This is a genomic window from Actinocorallia lasiicapitis (assembly GCF_054778695.1).
In genome coordinates, this window is sequence record NZ_BAAGZI010000043.1 from 1 (window position 1) to 25,957 (window position 25,957).

Consider the following 25,957-nt stretch of genomic DNA (forward strand, 5'->3'; position numbering starts at 1 on the left):
GGGACGCCCGCCGTCCACAGCCCTTCGGTGGCCGTGCCGCCGGGTAGCGCGCCGCCGGCGGCCGCGCCTTCGCTCGCGCCCGCCCCGGTGGAGACCGCCGTGCTGTCGGCCGGGATCCAGCCCGTCGATTCGGCGCTGTCCGTCGCGCAGCTCGAGCTCGCGGCGGTCGGTTTCATCGGGTTCATGGCGCTGTTCCACACCGGTACCTGGGTGCATCGGCGGCGTCTCGTCACCGCCACCGCCCGGCTGCTGGCTCCGCGTTCGGGACGGCACGCCCGTCCTCGCGAGTCCGCCCGCTTCTGGGACTGACCCACCGCGGTCCACACCATGCCGCAAGTTATCCACAGGGCTCTTGTGGATAACTTGTTGGTCGTTCACGGCACGCCGGACCCCTCGCGTCTGCTATCGCTCCGGTCCGGCCCGCCCTGTGGACTCCTGGGGCGACGCATCGTCCACAGGGCGGGGCTTGTGGGCTTCCGCACGTGTGTTTCCCGGTATCGCCGCAGCTCAGAGCGGGAGAAAGGGTTGTCCACCGAGTTATCCACAGGTGGCGGTGGAAAGGGCGGGTTCTGGTTGTCCACAGGCTGCCGGTGTGCTGTCCCCAGCACCTGTCCTTCGGCCGGTCCCCCCTGTGATCCACACCGCGGCCTTGCCGTGTACCAGAAGTTCTCCACAGGCTGGGACGGCGCTGTGCGGTGGGAACCATGCTCGCGGCGGGCGTTGTGCACAGGGTGACCGGAGCTGACGTTAGGGTGCCTGAATGGTCAGGACTGTCGCGCTCGTACTGCTGTTCCCCTTGCTCGCGGCCTGTTCGGGGGAGGCCCCGAAAACGGCGGCACCCGAGCAGCGCTCCACGGCCACACCGGGCGAACTCCAGGGCCGATGGTGGAACTGGGCGCTGGCCTCCCCGGCCAGGACCAGCCCCCTCACCGACAAGACCGGCGCCCACTGTGCCGTCGGCCAGCCCGGCGACATCTGGTTCCTCGCCGGAGCCCTGGACGGCAAAGTGGAGCGGACCTGCGCCGTCCCCGCCGGACGTCCCCTGTTCGCGCCGCTGCTGAACCTTTTCTCGGAGTCCGAACAGGACTGCACCGACTTCATGCGGGCCGCCAAGGGCACCGCCACCCTCGACGGCTCCCCCATCACCCCCGTGACGATCACCCCGACCCCGTTCACCGTGACACCCGTCAAGGACAACCCGGTCTCCTGGGACCCCGGCACCTACCAGGTCTACGGCTGCGGCCTCTACGCCCAGCTCCCCGCGCTGCCGTCCGGCTCGCACATCCTGAAGCTCACCGCCGGCTCCGGCTCGTACTCCACCTCCGTCACCTACACGCTCACCACGAACTGACCCACCGCACCCCACCGGGGTCGGACGCGGCGACGGCGCGCCCCCGAGACGCCGTCGCCGCGCTGTGGACCCGAGGGGGATGGGTCTGAGAGCGATGCTGCCTCAGGGGTCTGACATTTTCCGGGCGTCAGGTGATGGGGCGGCCGGTGCGGATGCGGCGGCGGGTGTCCGACAGGTAGAGGTTGAAGGGGAATTCGCGGAGCGGGCGGGGGAGGGTGCGGTTCACCGTCGCGGAGAGGCGGATGAAGCGGTCGAAGCGCCGCTGGCTGAGGGCGTCCCAGGGGAGGTCGAACTCGTCGCGGAAGCGCTGGGGGAGGAAGCCCGTCGTCAGGAACAGATGGAAGGGGCCCAGGGTCCGGCGCAAGGGGCTGGGGAGGAAGGCCAGCCGGGCCAGGTCCAGGAGGTAGGTGCGGGTCGTCTCGTCCGTCTCCAGCTCCTCGAGGCTCTTCTCCCAGTAGGCCGTGAAGGCGGCGCGGTCGGCGGGCCACTGGTCGCGGGACATCTGGAGGGTCGTGCCGAAGCGGGCGCTGTGCTGGTAGAGGACGTCCTGGGTGCGCGCGTCGGGTTTCCCGTGGAACATCTCGTAGACCATCTCGAGGCCGAAGTAGAGGCAGGCGGCCACCCAGAGCTGGAGCTCCCGGTCGAAGGCGTTGTACTTGACCGGGGCGTCCGACCGGACCTGGCGGTGCTGCCTGTCGACCTCCTTGCGGAACGCGGTGCGCTCGTCGTCGTCACCGAGCATCGCGATCGCGATGTACGACAGGGTCGTGCGGAGGCGCTTGAGCGGGTGCTTGTCGACGCGTCCGCTGTCGACCTTGCTGTTGGCCACACCGTGCCCGACGGGAAGGCGCGAAAGCTGCATGATGATGTTGGCGGCGGCGCCCGCGAGGACGAGACCGCTCATCGACTCCCGGACGACGCTGGGGACCGCGTTGCTCATGAGCGTCACGGTCGCATAAGTACCTACTTACTTTCAAGGTCCTGTTTGCGCTTGCGCCGTCGCGAACGGGCCACCCGGTCCGGATCGATGTCGGGAACCGCCCAGCCCGCGGCCATCGTCAGCGACGGCTCCCGCCAGTCGGCCACATGGTGGAACGCGCAGTGCTCGGCCTTGGCGGCGTCGCCCGCCGCGATCCGCTCGTAGAGCTCACCGTGCTCGGCGCACTGCTCGACGATGTCGCGCTCGGCCGTCAGATGGAACAGGCGCTGCATCCGCAGCTCGACCGGCCGCATCAGCGAAGTGAGCAGCGGGTTGCCGGCCAGCCGGACGATCTCGGCGTGGAAGGAGACGTTCGCCTGCGCGATCCGGGCCAGATCGGCGCGCGCCGTCGCCCGCTCGATCTCCCGCAGTCTGCGCCGGAGCAGCCACAGGCCCTCCTTGCTCGCGCGCTCCGTCGCGAGCCTGGCGGCCAGCGATTCGAGGGATTCGCGGAGATCGAACAGATCGCGGACGTCCGCGGGAGTGAACGGCGAGACGAGCGCGCCCTTGCCGGGCACGACCAGCACCAGCCCGTCGGTCTCCAGCCGGCGCAGCGCCTCGCGCAGCGGAATCCGGGAGACGCCCAGCTCACGGGCGATATCGCGCTCGAACAGACGCTGACCGGGGATGAGGTCGGCGGCGATGATCCGCTGCTTCAACGTCTCGTAGGCGAAGTCGCGGAGCGACCCGCGTTCGATGATCGGCAGCGGCTGGGCCACCGTCGCCACCTCCTGTTGTGTGGACCACACGAACACCAACATTAAGGGCATACCAGGGCGGTCAGGGGGTCCGTGGCCACCCCGGTATCCTGGACCGATGTCCGGACATGTGTCTGCACCGGAATCGACGCGCCGGCGGTTGACCGAACGCCAGGCCGACACGGTGCGCCGCCTCACCGAGGCCGCCGTCGCCGAGGTCGGCGAAACCGGCTACGACGGGCTGACCGTCCGGAACGTCGCACGCCGCGCGGGCGTGGCCCCGGCCACCGCCTACACCTACTTCGCGTCCAAGAACCACCTGCTCGCCGAGGTGTTCTGGCGCCGCCTCGACCAGCTCCGCATCACCACGGGCGACGTCCCCGAAGCGATGCGCGCGATCGCCCTGCTCGTCGCGGACGAACCAGAACTGGCCTCCGCCTGCACGACCGCCCTGCTCGCCTCCGACCCCGACGTCCAGGAACTCCGCCTCCGTGTGGGCACCACCATCCGCGCCCACCTCCGCCGCGCCCTGGGCCACCACGACCCCCTCATCCTGACGGCCCTGGAAATGGCCTACTCCGGCGCCCTCCTCCAAGCCGGCATGGGCTACACCACCTACCCCGAAGCCGCCGACCGCCTCACCGCCGTCACCACCCTCCTCCTGAACACCCCCCACCCCTAAGACCAAAGCCGGACAAACATCACCAGAGGCCCCCAGCACACCAAGAGAAACCCCGACAACGGAACGTCGCCTCATCAGGACAGACCACAAAGGGCCCGCAGGGGTACGGTTCCGATCCACGCCATTGCTAGAGTCGTAACCGTCCACTTGTCAGAGGTGAAGGGGTCCTCACCGTGAAGAAGCTTCTCGTGCTCGCCATCCTCGGTCTCGGCGGCTTTGCCATCTGGAAGCGCCTCCAGCAGGACCGCGCCGAGCTCGACCTGTGGACCGAGGCGACCTCGGCCGAATAACCACAGATCCAAACCCCGGCGTCGGCCCCTCGGGCCCGACGCCGGAAACACGTGCGCGACCAGCCCCCCACCTTCGGTACGCTGGTCCCACCACGGGGCTGTAGCTCAATTGGTAGAGCACTTGTTTTGCATACAAGAGGTCTGGGGTTCGATTCCCCACAGCTCCACATTCAGCCCGCCCGACCTTCCTCGGGCGGGCTCACCCGTCTCCGGAGCCCGATCGCGCGAGGATCCTGCGGCACAGGGGACCCTCGGCACTGCCCCTTCCGGGCACCGGGCAGGTACGATCGTCTGGGCGAACCACCGCGTATCCCTTCCACTGGCCTGGACCGGGACGCGCAGAGGCCCCCGGCATCCGTCTCGGACGCCGGGGGCCTTTGTTTTGCTAGTCGTTCTTGATGCCGGTGGTCATCGCGCGAAACGCGGCCGGGGCGAAGACGAGCACGTCAAGATCGGCGTGCTTGGAGTCGCGGACGGCGACGATGCCGGGAAGGTTGCGGGCGACCTCAACGCACGCGTCGCCGTTCGGGGCCGAGTGAGTCGATTTGCGGAATGCCGCAGCGGACAGATCGTGGGTCATTGGCCTGGACCTCTACTTGCTGACGGTCTCCTCAAGGAGGACGACCGAATCGTCGGGTGGTAGGGCTGCCTTGGCCAGCAGCTCAAACGCCACCGTACAGCGGCCCACGGCCTGTGGACTCTCCAGATAAGTTCCGCCCATGAACCCCTCGACATAGCCGACGTCGGGGTGGAGATCGTCGGGAAACCGCATGACGATGAACTGGCCGTCCAGCCCCGGATGGGTCTCACCGTCCACGGGGATCACCTGGATGGTGATGTTCGGCCGGGCCGCCTCGTTGAGGAGGTGGCGGAGCTGCCCGCGCATCACCTCGGGGCCGGCGACCGTCCGGGTGAGGGCCGCGCCGTCGATGACGACGTGAAGGCGCGGCGGATCCTGGGCGCGCGTGAGCACCGTTTGCCGAGCCATGCGGGCGCGCAGCCGCTGCTCGAGGTCCGGGATCTGGGTGCCGAGCGCCCCGGCCGTCATAGCCGCGCGCGCATAGTCGACGGTCTGGAGGAGGCCGGGGATAACGAGGGGAGCCCACTCGCAGATCGAGGACGCGGCATCTTCGAGCGCGACGTACGGTCCGGTGAGCACGCCCCGGAAATCGGTCCACCAGTTCCGCTGATCAGCCTCGCGGGCGAGCGCGAGGACCTGCTCGCGCTCGGGGCTGGTGACGCCGTACACCTCCAGGAGGAGCGCGACGTCGCGGGCGCTGACCTTGTTCCGGGCCGACTCGATGTGCCCGACTTTCGCTGTTGACCAGCCGAAATGCGCGGCGACGGCGGACTGGTGCATCCCAATGGCCTCGCGCTGGTCGCGGAGCATCCTGGCGAGTCTCCGTGCGCGCACTGACGGGATGTAGGACGGGTTGGCCATGCGGCGAGTCTCCCTGGTGTGTCAAATGGCGGGAATCCCGTGGCCGGATCGCGTCAAGATCTTTGTTGGATCTCCTAGACAAATGTAGGTCCTACATTCACGATCGGAACGTACCGCCTAGCCGACGGTACTACCGGACGCGCGACGGCATGGCAGGTTCGCCCGAACACCCCATGCCGTCGCGCCCACCAGGAAGAGGTGTTATGCACAGGCCAGAGCCGGAAACCGTGACGGTCGAGCGGCTGCGTGAGGAGTGGCCGGATTGGCATATCCGCCGGTCCGGTGAGAAGCAGTTCTGGAAGGCGACGCGGGTGACCGCTGGGAGCCGGCTCGGCTGCACGCTGATCGAGGACGACGGTCCGCGCTTGCTGGCCGCCCTGCGCCACCAGGTGGAGGTCGACGCCCGCAACGAGATCCGGCTGCCGATCACCCAGGGCTGGTAGCCCCGCATGACCCCGCGGCGGCGGCGTGGACAACCCCCGAGCGCCGTCGCCGCGGCCCCCAACAGAAGCGGCCCCGGCCAGCGCCACGAACGCTGGGACCCGGGGCCTGACGGACTATGGAGGTCCGCTGTGACACAGGATAGTTCCCCCGCCGATCGTCGGGTCGCCGGAAACCTGGCCGAGGTGCGGATCGCCGACGACCGGCTGATCTGGCACGACGCCACTCCCCACAACGCCACGCTGGTCGACGGCCACTGGATCGCGACCTGGCTGCCCGGCCGCACCCTGACCCGGGAACAGGCGCGGGCCGCAGTCCGCATCGCCGCCCTGACGACCCTCCCGGTTGGCGACCCCCTCCGCGAACTGACCTCCGACCTGGCCGAAGACCTTCAGATCAGCGCCGACGAGGCGATCGCCCTGGCCACCGAACCTCCACCCACCACCTCCCCCACCGCCGAGCAGCCCCACAACGGCCGGCCCACCAAGGCCGCGCCCGTCCTCCCCAGCCTGCTCGACTCGGCGGCCGCGTCCACTGAGCATCCGTCGGCCGCCACCGTGCCCGCTGCTGGACGGGCACGTGGCGGGCAGTCCGCCATGGCCGCGCCTGTCACATCCGGTGTGCTCGACTCGGCGGCCGTGCCCACCGAGGGCTTGCCGGATGCTGCTGGGCAGGCTTGTGGCGGGCAGTCTGACGTGGTCGCGCGTGGCGCATCGGGGGCGTTCGATCTGGCGGTCGTGTTGATTGACGCGCAGCGTGCGACGGCCGAGGCGTACGACCTGCCGGACGTGCGGCTGTCGGGGACCGCGATACAGCGGGCCCTCGCCGAACGGCGTGCGGTCGTCCGGATGGTCCTGGACCTTGACCGGCCCGGTCTGACCGCTGAGGGCGTCGCCTATGACACCACCCGGCTCCGTGCCGAGATCGCCCAGATGAACGTCGAGCTTGTCGAGGCCGAGCAGGCCCGCCAGGTCGCGGCTGCGGCGCGTGCTGAGAAGAAGGCCGCCGTGGCCGTCGGGGAGGGACGTGCTGAGCAGGCCGTGCCGGTCGTGGCTCCCCCGGTTGAAGATCGGCCGGTTCCGGCGGGGAAGCCGGTCGCGGTGCGGTCGGGCGGCAGGGAGGAAGGGCGCGCGGTCGTGCGTCTGCTGCCGCCGCCCGCGTCGTCCCGCTCGCGCGCACCACGCCGCATGGGTCGCCGCCGGTCGGAGGCCCGGCCGGGCTGGGCCCGCCGCGGCGACGTCGGGGCGCGGGGTGCGGCATGACCGTCACGATGCTGGACGCCACTTGGGACGGGCCGGGCGGGCGGCCCGTCACCGGTCGTCAGGCCCTCGACCTGCTGGTCCGCGCTCATCCGGGCGCCCTGCACATCTGGGTGGACGAGCAGGCGTCGGCGTTCGTCGCGGTCGTAGGTGGCGTCGCCGGCATCTTCGTCGCGGCCACGCCCGGCCAGCTCAACGGGCTCCTCGCCGCGGCGACGCCGCCTGTCCTCCGGACGGGACGCACTCGCTCACGGGCTCGCCGCAGTAGCGTCCGCCGTGCCCTGGCGGCGGCGGGCCGCCGGATCGAGGTGGGATCAGAGAGGGGTGAGCGGAGCCGGTGGGGGTGAGGTCGCTATGCGTTTCAGGGCTGATTCGGCGGGGGTGCCGGGGGCGGCGGCGTAGGTGACCAGGGCCTGGTCCGGGTCGTCGGGGAGGCGGAGGGTTTCGTAGGTCAGCGGGAATTCACCGGCCACCGGATGGTGGAAACGGTAGGTGCCGTGGGTTTTGTCACGCACTTCGTGGGCTGACCAGAGGGCTTGGAAATCGGGGGAGGTGTTCGACAGGGCGGCTATCAGCTTGGGGAAAGTGGGGTCGCCGGGGTGGCGGCCCAAGTCCAGGCGGAGGTAGGCGACCAGGTCGCTGGCCTTGTCCTGCCAGTTGACGTAGCGGGAACGGACCGACTCGTCCGTGAAGAACAAGTAGGCCTTGTTGCGGTGGGCCTTGGGGACTGTGGACAGGTCGAAGAAGAGTTGGGTGAAAAGGGGGTTCCAGGCCAGGAGGTCGGTGCGGCGGCCGATGACCACGGCTGGGGTGTCCTTGATCGAATTTAGGAGGCGGAGGAGGCCTGGGCGTACTGATTGTGGTGGTTCTTCGCGGGTGGGGGGGCGGAGGGCTCGGGACAGGTTGTGCAGGTGGGAACGTTCGGCCGGGTCCAGGCGGAGGGCTGTGGCTACCGCGTCGATGATCGTGGTGGAGATGTTGTCGGATCTGCCCTGTTCGAAGCGGATGTAGTAGTCGACGCTCAGGCCCGCCAACTGCGCCAGCTCCTCGCGGCGCAGGCCGGGGACGCGGCGGCGTTCGCCGTAGCGGGGCAAGGCGACGTCCTCGGGTTTCAGCCTGGCGCGGCGTGAGCGTAGGAACTCCCCCAATTCCGACCTGTTATCCATGGAATCATGGTACGGCGTGAAAGTGGTTCTGGGGGAACCAGGTTCGGGGGTCCCACGGTTGGGTTCGGCCCTGGGTAGGTGCGGGCGGCCGCAGCAGCATGAGCGGTACCGCCAGAACGCCTTGAGGGAGAACGACATGACTGCTCAGACGCTCGCCGGCCGCGTGGCCGTGGTGACCGGGGCCTCCAGCGGGATCGGCGCCGCCACCGCCAGGCGGCTCGCCGGGAGCGGCGCGAAGGTCGCGCTGCCCGCGCCCGGCACCGACCGGCTCGACGACGTCGTCCGGGAGATCAAGGAGGCCGGCGGTGAGGCGCTGGCCGTCACCGCCGACACCACTGACGCCGCGTCCGTCGGGGCGGCGGCCGAGCGGATCCGGGCGACGTTCGGGCCCGTCGACCTGGTCGTCAACAACGCCGGAGTGATGCTGCCCGCGCCGATCCAGGAGCGGAAGACCGCCGACTGGCGGCGCGAGGTGGACGTCAACATCGGCGGCGTGCTGAACGTCATCGACGCGTTCCTGCCCGACCTTCTCGACGCGGCCGGGCAGGACAGGCCGGCCGATCTGATCACCACCTCGTCGATCGTCGCGCAGGTCGTCTTCCCCGGTTTCGCCGTCTACAACGCGACGAAGGCGGCCGTCAGCCATCTGTCGCGGACGCTCCGCGCGGAGCTCGGGCCGCAGGGCGTCCGGGTGACGGCGGTCGAACCGGCGCTGGCGGAGACCGAACTGCAGGGACATGTCACCGACGACGGAATCAACGCCTATGTCGGGCAACTGCGTGAGGCTTTCCCCTGGCTGACGGCCGACGACATCGCCGGAGTGATCACCTTCACGGCCGAGCAGCCGAAGCACGTCAACCTGTCCCAGATCACCGTCTACCCGACCCGCCAGCCCTGACGTCGAGCGCCACGGGCCGCGTTTTATCCACAGGCTGGAGAAACAGGCCGGGGCTCCCAAGAATCGGTTCGGCCAAGGAGTTGACGCCGGGAAGTCATTGTGACCAGAACTGGGGCTGTTGTGACATCACCTGTCACGGCATGATGTGATCTCTGGCGAAACCGGGGGATCTACTCATGAAGCGAATGCTGGCCGCGCTCGTCCTGGGCGTCCTGGCCTTCTGGAGCGCACCCGCGCTCGCCGCCGACCCGCCGCCCGCGCCGGTTCCCCGGCCGGGCAAGGCGACGGTGGTGGACGGCCATGTCGACGTGCTGTCAGCGACCTACGGCGCCGACAAGAAGCTGGCGATCAAGTCGCTGCTGGGCACGGGCGCGGCGGCCACCGAGAAGGACCCCGCTGAGCTCGTGTTCCGCGTGAAGACGGAACACGTCATCACGCAGGCCGAGGCCGCGGCCGGCTGGGATTTCCTCGGCCCGAAGGACACCAAGATCTGGGGTACTCCCGCCGCGCTGACCACGGGAGACGTGCAGCTCGGCTGGTCGTTCGCGAAGCTGGTCCCGACGGCGTTCGAGCAGGCCAAGGGCGTCACGGTCAAGCTGGCGTCGGTCACGGGACCGGGCAGGCTGGAGATCTTCAAGGTCGGGCCTGACAGCAAGCTCCAGCGCCTGCTGAGTTCCGACCCCGCGGTCGACCGCACCAAGTTCGGCTCCTACGTGGAACCCTTCGCCGCCACTGCGGGGGCCACCGGCCACCAGGACCTGAACTGGGCCTTCACCAAGGACGGCGTCTACGAGGCGACCTTCGAGGTGTCCGTCACCGAGAAGGGCGCGACGGCCGAACTCAAGTCCGCACCGGTCAAGGTCGCCTTCGTGGTCGGCGGCCCGACCACGAGCGCGCTGACCGCGACCCCGGTGACCGACCCGTCCGTCGGCGACAAGGTCACCCTGGTCGCGACCGTCACCCCGCCCACCGCCGAGGGCCACGCCGCGTTCTACGACGGCGAGACCCTGCTCGGCTCCGCCCCGCTCGTCAACGGCGCGGCCACTTTCGAGACCACCGCGCTGACCGCGGCCACCCACTCCCTGACGGCCAGGTACGCGCCCAAGTACACCGACGACTTCGCCGCGTCCACCTCCCCGGTGCTGAGCTACCTCGTGAAGCCGGCGGGGACGGGGAGTCCGACGCCCACGACGACGGCGACGGCCACCGCGACCGCTACGGCCGGTCCTTCGAGCACGGTCAGCCCCTGTACGACGGTGGTGGACGGGCATCTCGACTATGTGGCGACGGTTTCCGGGGGGAAGCTGGAGTCGAAGGTCAAGGACGCGAGCGGCGTTTACAAGGAGCCGGGGTCGGTGGCGGTGCGGGTGACGCCCACGGCGACCGTGGCGGCCGGGCAGACGTTCCTCGGGACGGTCGGCTCGACGGTCTGGGCGCTGCCGGGCACGCAGACGACCGGCGCCCCCTACCTGGGGTGGGCCAACGAGAGCACCGCCGGCGAAGTCACCTGGACGGTCGACCGCGTGACCGGCCCCGGCAAGTTCGTCCTCTACACCGCAGGCACGGGAACCGGCACGGGCACGGGCGCTTCGACGGTGGTGTTGAGCGGGAAGAGCACGGCGGCGAAGCTGGCGGCCGGGGCTCACGCGCACGGGACATGGGCGTTCACTCAGGAAGGCGTCTACCGGGTCACGTTCGTGCAGAAGGCGACGCTCACGGGCGGCGTGACCGTCTCCGACACCGATTCGTTGATCTTCATGGTGGGGAACGCGGGGAACACGCCCGTCTGCGATCCGGGTTCGGGGAACCTGGCGTTCACGGGAAGCGGCCCGCTGATGCTGTTCGCGTCGATCGGGACGATGCTGTTCTCGGCGGGCGCGGTGTTCCTGTTCTTCACGCGCCGCAAGCTGGGCCTGTTCTGAGCCGAATCCGCAGGTGGAGAAGGTGATCCACCGGCGCGGGAAGCGAGGGAGATCCTTGTCACACCAGGTGTTCGCGCGGGACGTCGCAACGGCAGGAGCCCAGGTCACCAAGGGGGTCTGGCGGAAACCCGGTCGGGTGTTCGATCTGCTACGGGTATGCTGAGTAGCTGTTGTGGAAATAAGACCTTAGATCCGCAACGTTGGAACCAGCGTTCACCCAATTACGGCGCGCCCAAAACATGGGCCGCCGGGCTCGTCCTTGCAGCGACCCTCAGGTGCCGTCGTCATGGCACTCACGATCAGGGCCTCCCGAGACGTGCCCCCCTCTCGGAAGGTTTTGCGTGTCAGACGTTCAATCTGTCGTGTCCGATGCTGCCCAGGAAGAGATCATCGAGACGGTCGAGGCCGTCGAGAACGACCTCCCGTCCTTCGCTGACCTCGGGCTCCCCGCCGCCATCGTGGAAAGCCTCGCACGCGGCGGCATCACCCACCCGTTCCCGATCCAGGCCGCCTCGATCCCGGACGCCCTCGGCGGCCGCGACATCCTCGGCCGCGGTAAGACCGGCTCCGGCAAGACCCTGGGTTTCGGTCTGCCCATGCTGACCCTGCTCGCCCACCGTCAGGCCCGTCCGAAGAAGCCGCTCGGCCTCATTCTGGTGCCGACGCGTGAGCTAGCCCAGCAGGTCCAGACCAACCTCGAGCCGCTCGGCCGCGCCGTCGGCCTGCGGATGAAGACCGTCATCGGCCAGACGTCGATGCCGAAGCAGATCGACGCGCTGCGCCGCGGCGTCGAGATCCTCGTCGCGACCCCCGGCCGGCTCAAGGACCTGATGCGTCAGGGCGCCGCCGACCTGTCCGACGTGCAGATCCTCGTCCTCGACGAGGCCGACCACATGGCCGACATGGGCTTCCTGCCCGACGTCACCGACATCCTCGACCAGGTCCGCCCCGGCGGCCAGCGGATGCTGTTCTCCGCCACCCTCGACCGCGAGGTCGACGTGCTGGTGAACAAGTACATGTCCGACCCGGTCCACCACTCCATCGGCGAGATCGACGAGTCCGTCGACACCATGGAGCACCACCTGATCCTGGTGCCGCCGAAGGAGAAGAACACGATCACCGCGGAGATCGCCAACCGCGAGGGCCGGACGATCATCTTCGCCCGGACCAAGCACGGCGTCGACCGGATCGCCACGCAGCTCGCCCAGGCCGGTGTCCGCGCCGCGGGCCTGCACGGCGGCAAGTCGCAGAACCTCCGCACCCGTACCCTCGCGGAGTTCCGTGAGGGCCGGATCGGGGTGCTCGTCGCCACCGACGTCGCCGCCCGCGGCATCCACGTCGACGACATCTCCCTGGTCCTGCACGTCGACCCGCCGGCCGACCACAAGGACTACATGCACCGTGCCGGTCGTACCGCGCGCGCCGGTGAGAAGGGCACCGTCATCACGATGGTCCTGTCCCACCAGGTCCGTGCGACGACCGCGATGATGCGCCGCGCCGGCATCCACGCCGACCGCGTCAAGGTCACCTCGATGGACGCTTCGCTGGTGGAGCTGACGGGCGCGCGCAGGCCGTCCGGCGAGCCGATCCTCGAGCCGATCATCCCCGAGCGCGAGCAGCGCCCGGCCCGTCGCGGAGGCGGCGGTGGCGGCGGCCGGTTCAACGGCCGCGGCGGCCCCCGCCGTCCGTACCGTCGTGACGAGTCCGGTTCGGGCTCGGGCGAGGGACGTCCGTACGGCGAGCGTCGTGAAGGCGGCCGTCCTCCGTACCAGGGCGGCGGCAACCGCAGCGACCGTCCGCAGGAGAGCCGCGGCTACGACAACCGTGGTGGCGGCGGTGGCTACAACAACAACCGCGGCGGCTCGTCCGACAACCGTGGCGGCGGCTCCTACGACAACCGCGGGTCTTACGACAACCGTGGCGGTTCGTCGGACAACCGCGGTGGCGGTTCCTACGACAACCGCGGGTCTTACGACAACCGCGGTGGCTCGTCGGACAACCGTGGCGGCGGCCACGAGAACCGTTCGTACGACAACCGTGGCGGCGAGCGTCCGTACCGGAGCGGCAACGCCACCGGTGGCGCGCCCCGCCACAACGGCGGCGGCGACCGTCCCTACCGTCAGCGTCGGGCCACCAACGCCTGACCTGCGTTAACGAAGAAAGCCGGACACCCGAGGTGTCCGGCTTTCTTACTGTCTTCACACTTTGTCGCATTCGCGGGTCTAGGCTTGTCGCACGATCAACGGTGATGCGGGGGACGGCTGCGTGCGACGGGGGACGGCCTACGGGGCGGTGGCGCTGGGGGCGCTCGCGTTCCTGGCGACGAGTTCGGTGGCCGACGTCCCGCCCGAGCGGCTGCCCCTGCTGGCGATCCCGGTCACGCCGAGTCCCACGCCCACCCCGACACCGACCACTCCGCAGCGTCCCGAACGGGAGCCGGTCGACTGCGCGAAGGTCAAGTGCGTCGCCCTGACCTTCGACGACGGCCCCGGCTTCGACACGATGCGGCTGCTCGACATCCTCAAACGGAACAAGGCCCACGCGACGTTCTTCGTGGTCGGCCCGCAGGCCAGGCATTTCCGCAAGGACGTCGAACGGGCCTTCGTCGAGGGGCATGAGCTCGGCGTCCACACCGAGCACCATCTCCAGCTCAACCGGAAGAGCCTCTCCAAGAAGAAGATCCACGACGAGATCGACAAGACCCGCCAGACCCTCAAGGACTATCTGGGCATCGATCCCACCCTTTTCCGGCCCCCGTACGGCGCGACCGACAAACGCGTCAAAGCGGAGACCAAGTCGCAGGGCCTCGCCCAGATCCTCTGGGACACCGACACGCTCGACTGGAAATACCAGTCCGCTTCGGGCATCGCGTCCCGCGCCCGGCACGGCCTCCGCCGCGGCGCCATCATCCTGATGCACGACATCTACCCGACGACCGTGGACGCCGTCCAACGCATCCTCGACACCTGCAAGTCCCGCGGCCTCACCCCGGTGACCGTCACCGAACTCCTGGGCGGCACCACCACCCCTGGCCGCGAGTACTTCGACGCCACCGAATCCCACTGAGCCCCGGATCCCGGCCCCGGATCAGCCGGCCTGTTCCTCGAGGTTCTGGGCGATCATGCGGTCCTGGATGATCTGGAGGCCGTTCATGCCGTCCACGGCCAGGAGGGCCAGTTCTTCGGCGGAGATGAGCGGGGGACGGGTCTTCATGGGCGGAAGCCAGCCGGCCGACGCGTCATGGCGACGGACGATCTTGGCGGGGACTCCCGCGATCACGCAGTTGTCGGGGAACTCGCCACGGACCACTGCCCCGCCCGCGACCGCCACGTTCTTTCCCAGTTTCGTGCCCGGCAGGATGATGGCTTGGGTGCCGAGCCAGCAGCCGTCACCGATCTCGACGGGGGAGTTCTCGGGCCACTGGCGGCCGATGGGGGCGTCGAGGTCGGCGTAGGTGTGGTTCTGGTCCGTGATGTAGACGTAGGGGCCCGTGAAGACGTCGTTGCCGATCTTGATGGACTGGTGTCCGACGATATGGGTGCCGCGCCCGATCGAGCAGCTCTCGCCGATGTCGACGATCACGTCGGGGCCCAGTTCGAGCCCCGGCATGAAGCCCGCCGAGATCGAGACATGGGTGCCGACCAGGGTGTGGGCGCCGATCGAGATCCACGGATCGCCGAAGATCGCGCCCTGCGGGAAGGCGATGCAGACCCCTTCGCCCAGGTGGTGGAAGTGTTTCCCACCGGGCGAGGCGGGGCTGATCTCACCCAGCCGCTTGACGAGTTCGTGGCCCCAGTGCACGGCGGATCCGGCCAGCCGACGGGCAGCGTCCTTCAGCATGGGCCAAAGGTACCGGTTAACCCCGAATGGGCTACCCGTCGGTAGACGAGTAGCCCTAGGCGGTACGCCGGGAAGATCCGGCGGCCGTCTCAGTGGCCGAGGCCGTGATCCGGACCGCTGGTGCCGCCGACGCCCCGGCTGCTGCCGGTGCCGCTGCCCCGGCCGACGCCGGTGCCGTTGTCGGTGTAGCCGGAGGTGGCGGTGTAGGTGCTGGACAGCCGGCCGTCCGACCCCATCTCCGTCTCCTCGCGGTAACGCGTCTCGAATTCCAGCCCTTCGGCCGGTTCGAGCAGGTCGGCGAGCTGGTTGCGGCGGTACTGAGCGGCCATCGCGGCCACCCCGATCACCGCGAACGAGGCCATCACGCCGAACGCGATGTTGCGGATCTTGTTGCTGCGCCGACGGGGCGGTTCCATCCACGAGGCCGTGTTGTGGATGACGCCGCTGATCCGCGGTGCGATCTGGTCGTCGAACATGCAGGCGGCACGCTCCATCTGCGGAGCGGTCCAGCCTCGTGCGGCCTTGGTGCGGTCTACGGCGATCCTGCGGGCGGCGACACTGCCTTCGGCGGCCAGATGCTTGGCCCGCCCTGTGCCGCTGGCCGCGAGCGAGGCTCCGTGGCGGGCATGGGACATGGCACTGGTGCTCAGCCCCCGAAGCCTGCCGACCTCCGGCTCAGGCGTTCTGCGAACAAAGATACGAACGGGCACGCTTTCCTCCCCCGGTCATGGCGGTCCCTGAACCGGTCCCTTCCCCGGACCTGGCAGGATGAACCTTGAGTCACCAACGAGGAGGAAGAAACATGGCGGAGACGATCGCCACCCTGAACACGACCGCGGGCAAGATCGTGGTCCGGCTTTTCCCCGACCTTGCCCCCAACACGGTCGCCAACTTCGTGGGCCTGGCCGAGGGCACCAAGGAGTGGAAGCACCCGGGCACCGGCGTGGTCTCGCAGACCCCGCTGTACAACGGCACGGTCTTCCACCGGGTCATCGACAACTTCATGATCCAGGGCGGGGACCCGCTCGGTAAGGGCATCGGCGGCCCCGGCTACGACTTCGACGACGAGATCCACGCGCAGAACAAGTTCGACCGCAAGTACCTGCTGGCCATGGCCAACGCGGGCAAGCGCGGCGGCCGCGGCACCAACGGCTCGCAGTTCTTCATCACCACCACCGAGACCCCGTGGCTGAACGGCGGCCACACGCTCTTCGGTGAGGTCATCGAGGGCCAGGACGTCGTCGACGCCATCGGCAACACCAAGACGGGTCCCGGCGACCGTCCGGTCGAGGACATCGTCATCGAGACCGTGACGATCGACCGCCGTTAGTCGTTGGTAGGACGTGACCGACGTTCCTGAGGCTCCCGCCCAGTCCGGGGTGCCCACTTGTTACCGGCATCCCGGCCGGGAGACCCATCTGCGATGCGCCCGCTGCGACCGGCACATCTGCCCCGACTGCATGGTCGAGGCGGCGGTGGGTTTCCAGTGCCCCGAGTGCGTCCGTGCGGGCAACCGCACCGTCCGCTCGGCGCAGGGCCCTTACGGCGGGGCGATCGCGACCAGACCGTATGTGACGTACGCGCTGATCGCGATCAATGTCGTGATCTATCTGTGGCAGTTGAGCGACGTCTTCCCCGACCGCCAGTCGATGGAGTACGGCCTGTACCCGGACGCGGTGGCGGCCGGCGAGTGGTGGCGGATGGGCACGTCGATGTTCATCCACGCGGGGCTGCCGCATCTGGCGGTGAACATGCTGTCGCTGTACTGGATCGGCGGTCCGCTGGAGCTGCTGCTGGGCCGGTACCGCTTTCTGGTGCTCTATGTGCTGAGCGGTCTGGGCGGTTCCGTCCTGGTCTATCTGACGGATTCGGCGGCGGTCGGCGCTTCGGGTGCGATTCTCGGGGTGTTCGGGGCGTATTTCGCGGTGGCGCTGCGGCAGCGGCTCAGCCTCCAGCCGCTGATCTTCATGCTGGCGATCAATGTGATGATCAATGTGTTCAGCGGGGCGAGCGGCGGGAATCTGAGCTGGCAGGGCCATCTCGGCGGGTTCGTGACCGGCGCGGTGCTGGGGTTCGCCTTTGTGTACGCGCCGCGTGATCGCAGGACGGTGGTTCAGGCGGGTGCGTCGGTGGGGGTCGCGGTCGTCTTGGCGGCGTTGACGCTCGCGCAGACGGCGCATCTGACGTCTCTGGGGTACTGACACCCTGTGGATAACGTCACACAGCCTGGGGATAAGTGGATCTCTTATCCCCAGGCTGTGGAAAACTCGCGCTAACGCCACTTGGTGGACAGCACCACACCGAAGATGATCGCGACGAACCCGATGCCCAGGTTCCAGTTGTTGAGATCCGTCATCAACGGGATGTCGGCGCCGGTGGACGCCGACACGTAGTAGGTCGCGATCCAGCCCAGCCCGAACAGCCACGCGAAAAGCATCACCGGCACCAGCCAGCGCGGTGTCACCGCCACCTTCTCCGCCTTCACAGGCGGGGTGTAAACGGCTTTCTTGCGGGTCTTGGACTTGGCCACGGTGGATTCTCCTCAAACGTGCAGTCCGGCAAAGTGTAGTCGTGATTGAGCCATGACCACAGCCAGCCCGATGGTAGCCGATCAGTGGACGTGAATAATGGTCCCACCTGTCCGACCACCGTCCCACTCGTCCGCGCGCCAAAGTCCAACGGGAGCCGTCATGATCCGTGGCCTCATCAGGGGCACCGGAGAGATCTGCATCACCTTCGGTCTGCTGCTGCTCTTCTTCGTCGCCTACGAGCTCTGGGGAACGGGCCAGTACACCAACGCCCAGCAGAACTCCCTGGCCAAGCAGCTCGACGAGGAGTGGTCGAAGCCGTCGGGCCCCAAGGTCACCAACGAGCAGATCAAGCTGGGTGACGGGATCGCGCTGATCCGGATCCCGCGGTTCGGCAAGGACTACAAGTTCGTCGTGATCGAGGGCGTCAACATCGCGGATCTGCGCAAGGGCCCTGGCCACTACCCGAAGACCGCGATGCCGGGCCAGATCGGCAACTTCGTGATCTCGGGGCACCGCACCACCTACGACGCCCCGTTCAACAAGGCGGCGGAGCTGCGGCCCGGCGACGAGATCCTGATCGACACCCGGGAGAAGCAGTACGTCTACAAGGTCACCGGACACAAGATCGTCCAGCCGTCGGAGCTCGATGTGATCGAGCCGGTGCCGTTCCACCCGAACGCCAAGCCGACCAAGAAGATGATCACCCTGACGACCTGCCACCCCAAGTACTCGGCCGCGCAGCGCTACATCGTCTTCGGTGAGCTCACCAGCGAGGTGCCCCGCGTGACCAGCCCGACCAAGAAGGCGGTCTGACATGTACCCGTGGATCTGGCGCCATCTGCCGGGCGGCTCCCCCGCGGCCAAGGCCGCCGTCGCCGTGGTGGTCATCGGTGTGCTGATGCTGGCGCTCTGGTACTTCGCGTTCCCGTGGCTGGAGCCGCGGATCCAGTTCGACCACGGAACGCTCAACGATGCCTAGCGTGCTGGTCGTCGACAACCACGACAGCTTCGTCCACAACCTCGTGCAGTACCTGAAGGAGCTCGGCGCGGACGTCACGGTCCTGGACCGTGCCGACGCCGCCGTCGCCCACGCCAAGGCGGCCGACGGCGTCCTCATCAGCCCGGGGCCCGGCCATCCGGCCGACACGGGCGTCTGCCTCGACCTGATCGACGAGGCCGCCGAACAGGGCAGGCCGCTGCTGGGGGTCTGCCTCGGCCACCAGGCGATCGCCCACCGCTTCGGGGCGAAGGTCGGCCACGCGCCCGAAGTGGTGCACGGCTACACCAGCGAGATCTTCCACTCGGGTGAAGGAGTCTTCGACGGGCTGCCGTCGCCGTTCCAGGCGACGAGGTACCACTCGCTGGCCGTCGAACCGGCGACACTCCCCGACGAGCTGGCCGTGACGGCCCTGACCGGCGACGGAGTGGTGATGGGCCTGCGGCACCGGAGCGCCCCGCTGGAGGGCGTCCAGTTCCATCCGGAGTCGATCCTCAGCGAGCACGGGCACCGGCTGCTCCGCACCTGGCTGGCCGGGTTGTAATTTCTTCAACCAAATTCCAGGATCGTGTAACGAACCCCCCGCCCGAACCGAAGACATGATTGAGGGCTTCCGCCATCGCCCCCGAGTGGCGGAAGCCCTCTTCGCATGTCCGGGCTCAGACAGCCGGCCCGGGAAACGGAGAACGCCCCGGGCCGAGGCCCAGGGCGTTTCACAGAGTCGAGCGGAGCGGTCAGGGGACCGTGATGCCCCCGCCGCCATCGTCGCCGCCGTCACCGGTCCCGTCGCCGTCACCCGGCGGAGGGGTGGTGGCCGGGTCGGTCGGCGTCGTCGGATCCGGGACGACCGGAGCCTTCACGATGTAGACCAGCAGAGTCCGGTTCTTGGCGATCTTCCCGCCGATGGCCGGGTTGGCCGCGAAGACCTGGCCGGTGGTGTACGGGACGTCGCCCTCGGGGAACTGCTCGACGAACTTGAACTTGGTGATCCCGGCTTCCTTGAGGATCTGGGTGGCCGTCGCCTGGTCGAGGCCCAGGAGCTGCTGCGGGATGGTCAGCATCTCCGCCTCCTTGACGACCTTGACCTTGACCTCGTCGCCCTCGACCGCGGTCGCGCCGGCGCCGGGTTCGGTCGAGACGACGCTGCCGGGCGCGAGCGTCGGGTGGTCGACCTCGACCATGACCGGGGACAGCTTCAGCTGCTCCAGCTTGACCTTGACCTTGGTCCAGGGCTGGCCGACGAGACCAGAGGGGATCGTGACCTTCTTCTTCGCCGGCCCCGTGGAGATGTACAGGACGACGTCGGAATCCTTCTCGACCTCGGTGCCCTCCGGCGGGTTGGTCGAGATCGCCTGGTCCACCGGGACGCTGTCGCTGGCCTTCGGCTTGTCGGTGACGTTCAGCCCGAGCGCCTGGAGCTTGTTGTGGGCGGACGTGCCGTCCTCGCCCGCGACCTTGGCGATCGTGACCTTGCTGGTGCCCTTCTCCCCGTCGCCGTCACCGCTGGTCAGCACGTAGGCGAGGGTCGCGAACAGCGCCACGACCACGACCCCGGCGAGCACCCACAGACCGGCCTTCTGGGCCTTCTTGCCGGGCGCGTCGTCGTAGGAGGTCGCCCCGCCCCGCGGGCCGTTGGACGGCGGGCCGCCGTACTGGTTGTCCTCGTACCGGACGGGCGGCAGGTCGTAGTCGCCCTGCGACGCGTAGGTGGCGGGCCCGACGGGCTGCTGCACCCGGGTCGGCCCGTTCGGGACCTGCCCCATCACCTGGGTTCCGGCGATCGGCGGCGCGACCATCGTGGACGTCGACTGCGAAGCCACCTGGACGCCCTGCATGGCCCGCTGGATGTCGGCGCGGAACTCCGACGCCGACTGGTAGCGGTGGGCCGGGTCCTTCGCCATGGCCTTCAGCACGATCCGGTCGGCCCACTGGGGGATCTCCGGGTCGAGCTGGGACGGCGGGATCGGCTCCTCGCGGACGTGCTGGTAGGCGATCGCGACGGGCGAGTCCCCCTGGAACGGGGGCCGCCCGGTCAGCAGTTCGTAGAGCACGCAGCCCGTGGAGTACAGGTCGCTGCGGGCGTCGACGCGCTCGCCGCGCGCCTGCTCGGGGGAGAGGTACTGGGCGGTGCCGATCACCTGGGCGGTGGCCGTCATGGTGGCGGCCGAGTCCGACATCGCGCGGGCGATGCCGAAGTCCATGACCTTGACCTCATGCGACCGGGTCAGCATGACGTTCGCCGGCTTGATGTCGCGGTGGATGATCCCGCCGCGGTGGGAGTAGTCGAGCGCCCGCAGGATCCCGTCGACGATCTCCAGCGCCCGTTCGGGGCGGAGCCGCCGCTCCTGGCCGCCTTCGGGCCGGATCAGCTCGCGGAGCGTGTGCCCCTCGACGTACTCCATGACGATGTAGGGGATGGGCTGGCCGTCCATCTCGTCTTCGCCGGTGTCGTACACGGCGATGACGGACGGGTGGTTCAGCGACGCGGCGGACTGCGCCTCGCGCCGGAACCGGGCCAGGAACGTCGCGTCACGTGCCAGGTCCGCGCGGAGGGTCTTGATCGCGACAGTCCGGTCCAGACGCAGGTCACGCGCCCGGTACACCTCGGCCATGCCACCGCGGCCGATGACCCCGCCGAGCTCGTACCGGCCGCCCAGCAGCCGAGGCTGTGTCATTTCGCTCTATCCCTCATCTGAGTCAAACCTTGTTATCCGAACCTAGCGCCCGTGATGCAGTGCTAGCGGGATCAGGGGCGGGTCGCGACGGGGTTGCAGGAATTGTTACGGGTGGGGTGGGGCGTGGACTCACCTGTGCGGGCTCTTCGTTGTTACCGCTGAGGGTAGCGTCCGTCGGTTCGTGCACGAGCGCCCCGCCCAGCACCGCTCCGAGCACCAGGACGGCCGCGACCAGGCACGCCAGCAGCACCGGGGAACGGGCCTCCGGATCGGCGGGAGCCCTGGGCGTTTCGGGGAGTTCGTCCCGCGCCTCACGCAGTTCGATCATGGATTGGCGGAGCATCCCGCACCGCTCGGCGACGGCCAGCGCCGATCCCGGACGTTCCCTGGGATCCTTGGTCAGAAGCTGCTCGACCAGGGCACGGACCCCGTCGGGGACTGTTTCGGGCAGCGGATGCGGCTCGTCCCGCAGATGTTTGACGGCCACCGCGACCGGGGTCTCGGCGTCGAACGGGACCGCGCCGGTCAGGCACTCGTAGGCCACGATGCCCAGCGAGTACAGGTCGCTGGCCGCCGCCGCGGGCTTGCCGTCGGCCTGCTCGGGCGAGACGTACTGGACCGTCCCCATGATCGTTCCGGTGGCGGTGAGCCGGTGGGAGCCCGCCGTCCTGGCGATGCCGAAATCGGTCACCTTCAGGGCGCCGTCCGCGGTGATCAGCAGATTGCCCGGTTTGACATCGCGGTGCACGATCCCGGCGCGGTGCGCGTGGTCGAGCGCCTGGGCGGCCTGGCCGAGCAGATGCAGGGTGGCCTCGGGGGTGAGGGTGCCGTTGCGGCGCAGGATGTCGGCGAGGGGCTCGCCCTCGACCAGCTCCATCACCAGATAGGCGAGATCACCGTCGTCGGAGTAGTCGTAGACCTGGGCGATGCCCGGGTGCAGCAGCATCGCCGAGATCCGGGCCTCCTCCCGGAACCGGGCTCTGGCCTGCGCGTCGCCCAGGAACTCCGGACGCAGCACCTTGATCGCCACATCCCGGTTCAGCGCCAGGTCGCGGGAGAACCAGACCTCGCCCATGCCACCGGCCGCCAGCTTCCTGAGCAGGCGGTACCGGTGACCGAGCGGGTTCGTCACAGCGCGGGTGTCACTTCGCCAGAGCGTTGATGATCGCGACGGCCGGGGGTGCGGAGGTGCTGGCGCCGAACTGGCCCTTGGTGCCCTCGATCTGGATGGCGAAGGCGTACTTCGGGTCGTTCGCGGGGGCGAAACCGACGAACCACAGACCACGGTCCAGCCCCGAGCCGAGCTCGGCGGTGCCCGTCTTGCCCGCGAGGTTCGAGCCGCCGATCGCCGAGGCGGCGGTGCCGCGCTGGACGACGGCGCGCATCAGGTCCTGCATCTGCTTCGCGGTGTCGCCCGTGATCGGCTTGCCCAGGCTTTTGCGGTCGACGCTGTAGATCTTGTCGTCGTCCCTGGTCTTCACGCTGTCCACCAGGTAGGGCTTCATCATCGAGCCGTCGTTGGCGATCGCGGACGCCATCATCGCCAGCTGCAGCGGGGTGACCCGGGTGTTGCCCTGCCCGAAGGAGCCGAGGAACGCCTCGGCGGGGTTCTCCGTGGGGTAGACGCTGGCGGGGGCGGTGATGCCGTCCTCGACCTGGATCTTCTCGTAGAAGCCGAAGGCGCGGGCGGTAGCGGCGACCTTGGAGTTGCCGAGCAGGCCGTCGTCGGAGCCCATCTTGGCGAAGGGCAGGTTGCAGGACTGCGCGAACGCCTCGATCAGCACGGTGTCGTTGTTGGCGCAGTCGTTCTTGACCGTGAAGGTCGAACCGGGGATGTTCTCGGTCGGCGGCGACGGGACCTGCGAGTTCTCGTTGCCGCCGTTGTTGATGAACGACGACGCCACCAGCGCCTTGAACGCCGAACCCGGCGGGAAGACCTCGGCGAAGCCCTTGTTCAGCAGCGGATGCCCCTTCTTGTCGGCATCGAGCTGGGTCAGGACCTTCTGGTCGTCGGACGCCTTCGCGATGTTCGTGACCGTGTTCGGGTCGAACGACGGGTAGCTCGCCGCCACCTTGATCGCCCCGGTCTTGACCTCGATGACGATCGCCGACGCCCGGCGCGGGTTCGTGCTCTTGATCTGCTGGTAGGCCACGCGCTGCGCCTTGGCGTCGATCGTGGTCATCACGTTCGCGCCGGTCGGCTTCTTGCCCGCGAGCTGGTCGATCCACTTGTTGACGGTCTGCGACTTGTCGAGGCCGTCGAGGAACGAGCTGTAGGCCAGCTCCAGCCCGCTGCGCTGGAAGGTGCCCGCGTAGAACCCGGTGACCGGGACGAAGACCTCGCCGTCCTTCAGGTACTTGCGCTGGTACTTGGGCTTGGTGGCGTCGCTGACCGGGTCGGAGGAGGCCAGCACGACACCGTCCGCGGAGATGATGTCGCCGCGGTCCCGCAGGAAGATCCCCGAGTACTGGCGGGTGTTGTTGTCGTCCACCTTGATCTTGTCGGCCTGAGTGCCCTGGATGTAGTTGACGTTGATCGCCAGCACTCCGATGAGCCCGAGACCGAAGACCGCGACCCGGCGGAGCTGCTTGTCCATCGAGTTACCGCTGGCCATTCGGATCCCCCAAATTCACGATCTGCGTCATTCCCTCGTCCTGGTAGGACACCGGCGCCGGCTTGCGGGCCTCGTGGCTCAGCCGGATCAGGATCGCGATGAGGATCCAGTTGGCGAGCAGCGACGAACCACCCTGGGTGAGGAACGGGGTGGTGAGCCCGGTGAACGGGATCAGCTTGGTGACACCGCCGACGATCGCGAACACCTGCAGCGCGAAGACGAAGGAGACTCCGCCGGCGAACAGCTTGCTGAACTCGTCCTTCGTGGAGATCGCGACCTTCATGCCGCGCTCGACGAGCAGAGCGTAGACGAGCAGCAGAGCCATCAGGCCGGTCAGCCCGATCTCCTCACCGAACGAGGTGAAGATCTCGTCGGAGAAGGCGAGGTCGTTCAGGTACGGCTGGCCCTGGCCGAGGCCGGTGCCGAGCACACCGCCCGCGCCGAGCGCGAAGATGCCCTTGAGCAGCTGGTCGCTGGTGGAGAAGTCGCCGCCGAGCTTGAAGCACTCCCGCTGGGCGAAGCCGATGTCGTCCATGGGCTTGATCGTGCCGTCGGGGAGCTTGCAGCCGCCACCGAAGTACGGATTGGGGTCGAGCCAGATCTCGATGCGCTGGTTGACGTGTTCGAGCGGCCCGCCGATGACGTGGGCTCCGACGTAGAGCAGCGCCGCCCCGCCGAGGAACATGACCAGGCCGATCACGACCCAGGTGGCCTTGCCGGTCGCGACATAGACCATCGCGACGAACAGGCCGAAGAACAGCAGGGCGGTGCCGAAGTCGTTCTCTACCGCGACGATGCCCAGCGCGATGATCCAGAACAGCAGGATCGGGTAGAGGTCGCGCGACCGCGGCAGTTCCAGCGGCCCGACCTTCCGGCTCACCAGCGACAGCGCCGCCCGCTTTTTCACGAGATAAGCGGCGAAGAAGGTGATGAACGCGAACTTGCAGAACTCGGCGGGCTGGATCGACAGGCCGGGAAGCTGGATCCAGATCTTCGAACCGTTGACGCCGGGGAAGGCCAGCGGCGCCACCAGCAGGATCAGGCCGATCGCGCCCAGCGTGTAGTGGTACCGCTGGAGGATCTTGACTTCCTTGAGGAAGATCAGCACCACGATGAACAGGCCGATCGCCAGGACCGTCCAGAGGAGCTGGCTGAACACGTTGGCGCCGGCGCCGAACGGCTGGAACGTCCTGCCGGGGTTGGCGGTCTCGAAGGCTTCCTTGGTGTCGAGGAAGTCGGCGGTCGTCGTCTGGTCGATCCGGTAGATCATCGCCAGGCCGAGGCCGTTCAGCAGCATCGCGAACGGCAGCAGCACCGGATCGGCGTACGGGGTGAACCGCTGGATCACGTAGAACGCGACCCCGGACAGCGCCGCGATGGCCAGACCGTAGGTGAACATGTCGGTCGGGAGATGGCCGTCACGGACCAGGCCGACCTGGGCGAACGCGGCGACGGCGACCACGATCGCGAAGATCAGCATTCCCAGCGCCGCGGCACGGCGTGGAGGAGCGGCCGTCGGCGTGGCGGCCGACGACGTGGCTACCGCGTTCAATGCGAGTTCCTCACTATGGTTTGGGGCAACCGTTGGCGCCGGGCTTGCTCCGGCAGTTGTCAGCGACCGACTTCAGGGTCTCGAGCTCTTTGGTGGCGATCTCGAGCGTCGCGAACCGCTCGCTGAACTTCTTCAGCCTGTCCTCGGGCAGGAACTTGACCTCGACGCCCGGCAGCGGCTTGCCGTCGGGGCCGTTGTCCACCACGAGCTCGGCGCAGCCTTCCTGCCCGGCACCCTTGACGATCTTGGCGTTGCCGCCGTCGTCCTTGATGGTGAACTGGCACTGGCCGTCACGGAGCTTGGTGATCTCGGCGTTGATCGCAGAGCGGCTCTTCGCGGTGATCTTGTTCTTGACGCGTTCCTGCTCCTTGGCGGGCAGGTCGGCGAAGGCGATCCCCGGCTGGTCCTTCGTCTTGGACGCCTGGCTGCCCAGCACCGGAAGGCTCTTGGCGCTGCCCTCGAAGAGCGCGACCTGATCGCCGTCCTTGGCCAGGTAGAAGCCGCTGTTCAAGCTCCGGTAGCCGAAGAAACCCGCACCGATCACCAGCAGACCCACCACGCCCACCGCGCCGAGCAGCAGCGGCCCCTTGCCCCGGCCGCCGCGCGACTGCGGCGCGGCC

The 25,957-nt window shown here is 68.6% G+C and carries 29 protein-coding genes and 1 tRNA gene; 17 read left to right on the forward strand and 13 right to left on the reverse strand.

What is annotated here, in order from left to right:
- The coding region (locus ACYVE7_RS07900) for a hypothetical protein (RefSeq protein ID WP_460363901.1) at positions 1-309 on the forward strand (309 nt) is incomplete at its 5' end.
- Between the two features lie 451 nt (positions 310-760).
- On the forward strand, positions 761-1,351 hold the full coding sequence (locus ACYVE7_RS07905) for a signal protein (protein WP_460363902.1): 591 nt from the start codon (positions 761-763) through the stop codon (positions 1,349-1,351).
- Between the two features lie 127 nt (positions 1,352-1,478).
- On the opposite strand, the gene ACYVE7_RS07910 is transcribed toward ACYVE7_RS07905, so the two are convergent.
- Together ACYVE7_RS07910 and ACYVE7_RS07915 are read right to left on the reverse strand one after the other, a co-directional pair.
- On the reverse strand, positions 1,479-2,291 hold the full coding sequence (locus ACYVE7_RS07910; protein ID WP_460363903.1) for an oxygenase MpaB family protein: 813 nt from the start codon (positions 2,289-2,291) through the stop codon (positions 1,479-1,481).
- Positions 2,292-2,314: 23 nt separating this feature from the next.
- Positions 2,315-3,049: a GntR family transcriptional regulator gene (locus ACYVE7_RS07915; RefSeq protein WP_460363904.1), complete on the reverse strand. Its 735-nt coding sequence runs from the start codon at positions 3,047-3,049 to the stop codon at positions 2,315-2,317.
- A 139-nt stretch (positions 3,050-3,188) separates the two neighbouring features.
- On the opposite strand from ACYVE7_RS07915, the gene ACYVE7_RS07920 reads away from it, so the two are divergent.
- From ACYVE7_RS07920 to ACYVE7_RS07930, 3 genes are all read left to right on the forward strand, one after another.
- Positions 3,189-3,710, forward strand: a complete 522-nt coding sequence (locus ACYVE7_RS07920) for a TetR/AcrR family transcriptional regulator (RefSeq protein WP_460363905.1) — start codon at positions 3,189-3,191, stop codon at positions 3,708-3,710.
- A gap of 173 nt (positions 3,711-3,883) precedes the next feature.
- Positions 3,884-4,000, forward strand: coding sequence for a DLW-39 family protein (locus ACYVE7_RS07925; protein ID WP_232835313.1), 117 nt, complete (start codon positions 3,884-3,886; stop codon positions 3,998-4,000).
- 94 nt (positions 4,001-4,094) lie between these two features.
- Positions 4,095-4,167 (forward strand) — tRNA-Ala (locus ACYVE7_RS07930).
- Between the two features lie 218 nt (positions 4,168-4,385).
- Here the strand turns inward: ACYVE7_RS07930 and ACYVE7_RS07935 are convergent.
- Both ACYVE7_RS07935 and ACYVE7_RS07940 read right to left on the reverse strand, forming a co-directional pair.
- On the reverse strand, positions 4,386-4,580 hold the full coding sequence (locus tag ACYVE7_RS07935) for a DUF397 domain-containing protein (protein WP_460363906.1): 195 nt from the start codon (positions 4,578-4,580) through the stop codon (positions 4,386-4,388).
- Positions 4,581-4,592: 12 nt separating this feature from the next.
- Complete coding sequence (locus ACYVE7_RS07940; protein WP_460363907.1) at positions 4,593-5,414, reverse strand: helix-turn-helix domain-containing protein; 822 nt, start codon at positions 5,412-5,414, stop codon at positions 4,593-4,595.
- 230 nt (positions 5,415-5,644) lie between these two features.
- On the opposite strand from ACYVE7_RS07940, the gene ACYVE7_RS07945 reads away from it, so the two are divergent.
- From ACYVE7_RS07945 to ACYVE7_RS07955, 3 genes are all read left to right on the forward strand, one after another.
- Positions 5,645-5,884, forward strand: coding sequence for a hypothetical protein (locus ACYVE7_RS07945; RefSeq protein ID WP_460363908.1), 240 nt, complete (start codon positions 5,645-5,647; stop codon positions 5,882-5,884).
- Positions 5,885-6,013: 129 nt separating this feature from the next.
- A complete protein-coding gene (locus tag ACYVE7_RS07950; protein ID WP_460363909.1) occupies positions 6,014-7,144 on the forward strand; it encodes a hypothetical protein in 1,131 nt (376 codons plus the stop codon).
- Positions 7,141-7,488: a hypothetical protein gene (locus tag ACYVE7_RS07955; RefSeq protein WP_460363910.1), complete on the forward strand. Its 348-nt coding sequence runs from the start codon at positions 7,141-7,143 to the stop codon at positions 7,486-7,488. Before ACYVE7_RS07950 ends, ACYVE7_RS07955 begins: the two co-directional genes overlap by 4 nt.
- Here ACYVE7_RS07955 and ACYVE7_RS07960 read toward each other — a convergent pair.
- Positions 7,456-8,307, reverse strand: a complete 852-nt coding sequence (locus tag ACYVE7_RS07960) for a helix-turn-helix transcriptional regulator (protein WP_460363911.1) — start codon at positions 8,305-8,307, stop codon at positions 7,456-7,458. The two genes, ACYVE7_RS07955 and ACYVE7_RS07960, sit on opposite strands and share 33 nt — an antisense overlap.
- A gap of 136 nt (positions 8,308-8,443) precedes the next feature.
- Here ACYVE7_RS07960 and ACYVE7_RS07965 point away from each other — a divergent pair, with 136 nt between their 5' ends.
- From ACYVE7_RS07965 to ACYVE7_RS07980, 4 genes are all read left to right on the forward strand, one after another.
- On the forward strand, positions 8,444-9,205 hold the full coding sequence (locus ACYVE7_RS07965) for an SDR family oxidoreductase (RefSeq protein WP_460363912.1): 762 nt from the start codon (positions 8,444-8,446) through the stop codon (positions 9,203-9,205).
- Positions 9,206-9,381: 176 nt separating this feature from the next.
- Entirely contained in the window at positions 9,382-11,127 is a 1,746-nt protein-coding gene (locus tag ACYVE7_RS07970) for a choice-of-anchor M domain-containing protein (RefSeq protein WP_460363913.1), read from the forward strand.
- Positions 11,128-11,489: 362 nt separating this feature from the next.
- Complete coding sequence (locus tag ACYVE7_RS07975; protein ID WP_460363914.1) at positions 11,490-13,271, forward strand: DEAD/DEAH box helicase; 1,782 nt, start codon at positions 11,490-11,492, stop codon at positions 13,269-13,271.
- 121 nt (positions 13,272-13,392) lie between these two features.
- Positions 13,393-14,193: a polysaccharide deacetylase family protein gene (locus ACYVE7_RS07980; RefSeq protein WP_460363915.1), complete on the forward strand. Its 801-nt coding sequence runs from the start codon at positions 13,393-13,395 to the stop codon at positions 14,191-14,193.
- 21 nt (positions 14,194-14,214) lie between these two features.
- On the opposite strand, the gene ACYVE7_RS07985 is transcribed toward ACYVE7_RS07980, so the two are convergent.
- Complete coding sequence (locus tag ACYVE7_RS07985) at positions 14,215-14,967, reverse strand: acyltransferase (RefSeq protein ID WP_460363916.1); 753 nt, start codon at positions 14,965-14,967, stop codon at positions 14,215-14,217.
- A gap of 89 nt (positions 14,968-15,056) precedes the next feature.
- Positions 15,057-15,602, reverse strand: coding sequence for a hypothetical protein (locus ACYVE7_RS07990; RefSeq protein WP_460363917.1), 546 nt, complete (start codon positions 15,600-15,602; stop codon positions 15,057-15,059).
- 167 nt (positions 15,603-15,769) lie between these two features.
- Here ACYVE7_RS07990 and ACYVE7_RS07995 point away from each other — a divergent pair, with 167 nt between their 5' ends.
- Together ACYVE7_RS07995 and ACYVE7_RS08000 are read left to right on the forward strand one after the other, a co-directional pair.
- Positions 15,770-16,297, forward strand: a complete 528-nt coding sequence (locus ACYVE7_RS07995; protein WP_460363918.1) for a peptidylprolyl isomerase — start codon at positions 15,770-15,772, stop codon at positions 16,295-16,297.
- 13 nt (positions 16,298-16,310) lie between these two features.
- Complete coding sequence (locus ACYVE7_RS08000; protein WP_460363919.1) at positions 16,311-17,168, forward strand: rhomboid family intramembrane serine protease; 858 nt, start codon at positions 16,311-16,313, stop codon at positions 17,166-17,168.
- A gap of 71 nt (positions 17,169-17,239) precedes the next feature.
- Here the strand turns inward: ACYVE7_RS08000 and ACYVE7_RS08005 are convergent, their stop codons facing one another.
- Positions 17,240-17,497: a cell division protein CrgA gene (locus ACYVE7_RS08005; protein WP_460363920.1), complete on the reverse strand. Its 258-nt coding sequence runs from the start codon at positions 17,495-17,497 to the stop codon at positions 17,240-17,242.
- A 160-nt stretch (positions 17,498-17,657) separates the two neighbouring features.
- On the opposite strand from ACYVE7_RS08005, the gene ACYVE7_RS08010 reads away from it, so the two are divergent.
- Genes ACYVE7_RS08010 through ACYVE7_RS08020 form a run of 3 tightly spaced genes read left to right on the forward strand, consistent with a single transcriptional unit; the run spans position 17,658 to position 19,039 of the window.
- Entirely contained in the window at positions 17,658-18,311 is a 654-nt protein-coding gene (locus tag ACYVE7_RS08010; RefSeq protein ID WP_460363921.1) for a class E sortase, read from the forward strand.
- A gap of 1 nt (position 18,312) precedes the next feature.
- Entirely contained in the window at positions 18,313-18,477 is a 165-nt protein-coding gene (locus tag ACYVE7_RS08015) for a hypothetical protein (protein ID WP_460363922.1), read from the forward strand.
- Positions 18,470-19,039 (forward strand): anthranilate synthase component II, encoded by a 570-nt coding sequence (locus ACYVE7_RS08020; protein ID WP_460363924.1) that lies wholly within the window; start codon positions 18,470-18,472, stop codon positions 19,037-19,039. Before ACYVE7_RS08015 ends, ACYVE7_RS08020 begins: the two co-directional genes overlap by 8 nt.
- A 190-nt stretch (positions 19,040-19,229) precedes the next feature.
- Here the strand turns inward: ACYVE7_RS08020 and pknB are convergent, their stop codons facing one another.
- The 5 genes from pknB to ACYVE7_RS08045 form a co-directional block, all read right to left on the reverse strand.
- Complete coding sequence (pknB, locus tag ACYVE7_RS08025; protein ID WP_460363925.1) at positions 19,230-21,170, reverse strand: Stk1 family PASTA domain-containing Ser/Thr kinase; 1,941 nt, start codon at positions 21,168-21,170, stop codon at positions 19,230-19,232.
- Between the two features lie 22 nt (positions 21,171-21,192).
- Positions 21,193-22,302, reverse strand: coding sequence for a protein kinase domain-containing protein (locus tag ACYVE7_RS08030; protein WP_460363926.1), 1,110 nt, complete (start codon positions 22,300-22,302; stop codon positions 21,193-21,195).
- Positions 22,303-22,312: 10 nt separating this feature from the next.
- Positions 22,313-23,785, reverse strand: coding sequence for a peptidoglycan D,D-transpeptidase FtsI family protein (locus tag ACYVE7_RS08035; protein WP_460363927.1), 1,473 nt, complete (start codon positions 23,783-23,785; stop codon positions 22,313-22,315).
- Positions 23,772-25,337, reverse strand: coding sequence for an FtsW/RodA/SpoVE family cell cycle protein (locus ACYVE7_RS08040; RefSeq protein ID WP_460363928.1), 1,566 nt, complete (start codon positions 25,335-25,337; stop codon positions 23,772-23,774). The genes ACYVE7_RS08035 and ACYVE7_RS08040 overlap by 14 nt, the downstream gene beginning before the upstream one ends.
- Positions 25,338-25,350: 13 nt before the next feature.
- Positions 25,351-25,957: hypothetical protein (locus ACYVE7_RS08045; RefSeq protein ID WP_460363929.1), on the reverse strand; the 607-nt coding region annotated here is incomplete at its 5' end.